2 protein-coding genes and 1 pseudogene are annotated in these 4,423 nt (G+C 52.0%); all 3 read right to left on the bottom strand.

Annotated elements, in window-relative coordinates; all coding sequences use genetic code 11:
• Nucleotides 1-223: 223 nt before the first annotated feature.
• Nucleotides 224-1,324 (bottom strand): alpha/beta hydrolase family protein, encoded by a 1,101-nt coding sequence (locus ACESLU_RS12125; protein WP_372638912.1) that lies wholly within the window; start codon nucleotides 1,322-1,324, stop codon nucleotides 224-226.
• A gap of 350 nt (nucleotides 1,325-1,674) precedes the next feature.
• Nucleotides 1,675-3,495: a RagB/SusD family nutrient uptake outer membrane protein gene (locus ACESLU_RS12120; RefSeq protein WP_372638911.1), complete on the bottom strand. Its 1,821-nt coding sequence runs from the start codon at nucleotides 3,493-3,495 to the stop codon at nucleotides 1,675-1,677.
• 103 nt (nucleotides 3,496-3,598) lie between these two features.
• Nucleotides 3,599-4,423: pseudogene (locus tag ACESLU_RS12115) on the bottom strand (SusC/RagA family TonB-linked outer membrane protein); the annotation flags it as partial.

Below are 4,423 nucleotides of genomic sequence, written 5' to 3'. Positions count from 1 at the left end.
ATGACAGACTGAATATTCTCAGCTACAAATTCGGCCGCCGCCTCACCCATGGTTTCCTTTGAATCGTATGCCTGAACGGTTAATGAATCGATCCTGGTCTTTCGTATAAGATGGTTTTGTGCCATAAAATAAAGTGTTTATATCCTGCTAACATTTAAATAGTTAAGATCGTATACTTTTGAGTATACAAATTTAAAATATTTTCCCATAAACTTTAAATCGCTTACATATAATTTAACATCCATTGATAACTCCGTAGCTCCGCTACCTGGGGCACACTGTGACCCTCTTCGTGATTGAATAACCCTGTACTGCAGGGGTTGCCATATAATTCGTAGACCGACAGCGCCTCTTCGATGAACGGCCAGCTCTTGCTGCCATCAGCGCTGTCCCCGCCTACCAGCAAAAAGGGCCGCGGGGCAATAAGTCCCAGCAGTTCGTGGTGATCATGCCCGAAATCCCGAATGGACTCCCCCAAATACCAGGGCGCATCCCAGTTGGAAAATTTCGTGCTGATTCCCCCTTCACTGCTCACGGCCGACTTGACCCGCTCATCAAAAGCCGCCAGATAGAGCGCCTCTTTCGCACCGAGAGAGTGTCCCATCACCCCAAGCCTCTCACCATCCACCATGGACTGGCGCTGAAGCAGATCGAGTGCCCGGGAGGCATCAAACAACATTTTGGCCATGCCTTTAGTGTCCGGGTGACGTTTTCTGAATCGTTCGGCCTGTTCCCCGTAGGAACGCTCACCTTTATCCACCCAGAGGAAGTTCATCGGGCTGAACGTTACGCAGCCAAGCTGAGCCAGCTTCAGACCAAAAGCTTTCTCCGGCGCTCCCCGCACGCCCGCCGGCTGCTCGATGGTATTATCCGTGGTCGAGTGCAGGGTCAAGACCCCGGGGAGCGGACCCTCATGATACCGGGGCTTGATCAGGTAGCCTCGCACGACCCTACCCGGCTCTCCCTCATATTCCACCAGCTGCCTTATCACCCCGGTCGGGTGGTCTTCCTCAATAACCTCCGGTTGCGGAGGTTCGGGGTTCTCCGGCAGCGGTCCCATAAAATTGAGCCACCGCTCCCGAATCAAAGCACGCTTTCGCTGCCAGTCCACCAGCGTTTCGATCGCCCGCCCGTCCTCGTCAACCCGTAAAGCCGGGAGTCCGGGACTTGAGGACACAGCCTTATGAGGCTGCTGAATCTCTTTCAGCCAGGGTACTTCCCGGCCCAGACTTTTTCCCGGCCGATCCATGCCAGCCGTATGCGGAGCTATGTAGCCGGCCAAGGCTGCCGAAGCAGACAACCGCATAAAATCACGTCTTAGCATATTATCCATTAATTTTTAACCGGAATCTATGCAAGCATCGAAATCTTTATTCCAGTTCTATAATATAACCTGTTCAGCAGTTGAATATTTATTTAAAAGAACCAACCTTTTTTTCCAGGCAGGAACTCTTTGCCTAAAATATGTGCATACAACATGGCAAGCAAAAAATCCATTAGATCCCTCTTAATAAAAATCTTTGAGTATTCGATACTTTTACAAATCGCATTTGGTCACTACTTCGGCAAACACCACGTAGCCAGGCTGTAAACGCTTATTCCATAGTAATAATCATAGCGCAGGAATGAATTCCCGCGCTATGAATTGGACCGAGCCACAACGAAATGGGCTATTTAAGAACCTTGGGAAGGGGCCTGCCAGCTTTCCCCTTCAATTGTTTCAAGCGGAGGCTCGTTATTCTCGGCGCCTGGGTAGCCCGGATTCTGGTTGACCCTTCCCTGGGTATTCGACTCGATCATGTTATCGGCCACCGGCCAGAGGAAGTTATGAGGATTGATATGGGGATGGATACCTCCGACAATTTCCACCTGGTCCCCGATGGGATACGGAATCCCGATCGAAATACTGGTCCCGCTCTCGGGATGTTCGGGGTAATAGAAATTGCGCGAAATCACCCGGTCATACCACCAGTTGTCCTGGTGTATCGATTCCATGTCGTACCCGTTTCTGCCCAGTTCGGCCATCGTAAAGGAGACGCGCGCCAGCTCGTTCTGCTGCATGCCCTCGGCAAACAGTTCACGAACCCGCTCGTCAAAAATATAATCGATGGTGACATCCCCGGCCGAAATCAGGGGAGCCTCCGCGCGTGCCCTGATCTTATTGATATCGTCCGCAGCGGCCTGCATATTGTCCAGCCAGTAGTTGGCCTCGGCCCTTATCAGGTAGGTCTCGGCCAGGCGGAACAGGTACCAGTCTCCATTCCCACCGAAAGGACTCGCTTCTTCGCTCTCCTCCGGGACATACGTTTTATAATAGGGCATGGCATACATGGAGGTGATCACCCTTCCGCGGGCCCCCGTGGTGTATTCGATGGTCCACTGGTCGCCGTAATTCACCGATTCCGGGTTGTTATACCGCATTTCATGCACATCCACCCAGTTGATGTCCGCTCTCCGCAGGTCGGGGGTATCCTCCCACGTATACCCCTCTTCCTCCCAGGCGCGATACTGCAGGAACTCGGTCAGTGCGATATCCGGATTACCCCGCCCCAGCGTGTCGTACATCGGACCGTCATCAATCATGCCGGCATTGCCTTCACTGTCGCGGTGACGGGAATGCCACCAGTCGGGGTGAAATGTTCGCATCGTAAACATGCCGGCATTATCCCGGGCGCCGACCGGGGCTTCATACCGGTCAACAATAGCCAGAATCGTTTCGGTATTGGCCGAACTGTTTTTATTCATCGGCCGGTGCAGGTCCCATATAACATTGCGCTTGGGGTCGTCCGCATCTTCTCCGAATCGCTCGGTCATCAACGCATAGGGACCATTAATCACTTCACTTGCCGCATCCCTGGCCTGCTCAAACTCCAGGTTGGCGAGGTAGATTTTAGACAACAGGTGGTAGCCGGCGCCCCTGCTGACCGCGCCCGGGACAGCTTCCTCCGGGAGATGCTCAACGGCAAATTCCATATCCGACTGAATTTTGTCCAGAATGGCCTCGCGAGTATGCGTCTGGAAGTCCAGTTTGGCTTCCTGTATTTCTTCCCCTACAAAAGGGACATCCCCGTAGCTGTGGACCAGCCGGTTGTACCAGTACGAGCGGTGCCACAGGGCCTCGGCCAGGATCTCATTCCGCCGCTGCTGGTCATCCCACTCGATGTTATCAATGCGAGAGATTACAACATTGGCATCTTTGATATAGGTGTAGACATCATTGATCATGCTTGCCTGCTGGAAGAAACCGACATAGGTACTCGGGCTCCCGTTAAGGTGGTCCTTGTCCATCGCCCAGATACCGATCCCCGCCTCCGTGGCGTCCCACTGACCGATAAAAAGAGCACTCCCCCTGCCCCCGGTAAATTCGGCATCAGCGAGAGTCTTCCGCATGGTTACCAGCTGGGCCTCAAAACCCGCTTCATTGGTATATGTATTCTCGGGCGCAAAGAAAGATTGGGGTTCAGGCTCCAGGAAACTGTCTGAACACGATATCATGATCAGAGAACCGATCATCAAAAGTAAAGAATGTGTTATAATACGTTTCATAATATTATCCGTTTAAATCGTTTGGATTCGCTCTTGCTTAATTTCGTTTTTATTATAATGACACATTCAGCCCGAGCGTAAATGTTCTCGGCATGGGCGTCATGCCTGATTCGGGATCCCAGCCGGGCCAGTCGTCAAAGCTATAGAGATTGCGTACGGAACCGAAGAACCGGAGATTTCGGAGTTGCAATCGCTGGATAATATGCTCCGGCAACGTATAGCCTAACGTCAGGTCCTGTATGCGAACGAACGAGGCATTTTTATACATCATGATGCCCCCGCCGAACGGGTCGTCGGTCAGAGAAGTCCGCGGCCATTCATTTGACCGGTTCTCTTTCGTCCAATAGGGCGTGGGAGGCGTATTCCGCCGGTCATACGTTGAATGCGAGTGGATCGCATTCCCAAACGGAAGCTTATGGCCCAGGTTGGCGCGGATAAAGACCGAAGCGGAGAAATTTTTATAGGACACATCATTGCGCAATCCAATCCGGAAGCGCGGCTCGGTATGACCGATGAAGCGCTTGTCGTCCTGCGATTGGTACGTGCCGTCATCATTTATGTCTACGGCTTTGATATCACCCGGACTCAAGTTGTATACATCCGCTGCTTCCGCTTCTTCTTCCTGCCACATTCCGATAATATCATAGTCCCATATCACGTCTATGGACTTGCCCGGGAACCAGTTGTTAGAGTAATCCGGAAGCTCTCCCTCGTATTGCTGTCCCTCTAACGTATAAGTCCCGGTATCACCGAAAAGTGTCTTGATTTCATTGCGGTTCAGGGAAAAGTTCAAGCCGGACTCCCAGTTGAGATCCTGTGAGCTGATGTTTACCGTATTTACCGTAAACTCGAAGCCCTTGTTGCCCAACTCCCCGAT

This window comes from Fodinibius sp. (assembly GCF_041642155.1).
Classification (GTDB): Bacteria; Bacteroidota; Rhodothermia; order Balneolales; family Balneolaceae; genus Fodinibius.
This window is presented reverse-complemented; position numbering and strand designations above follow the sequence as displayed.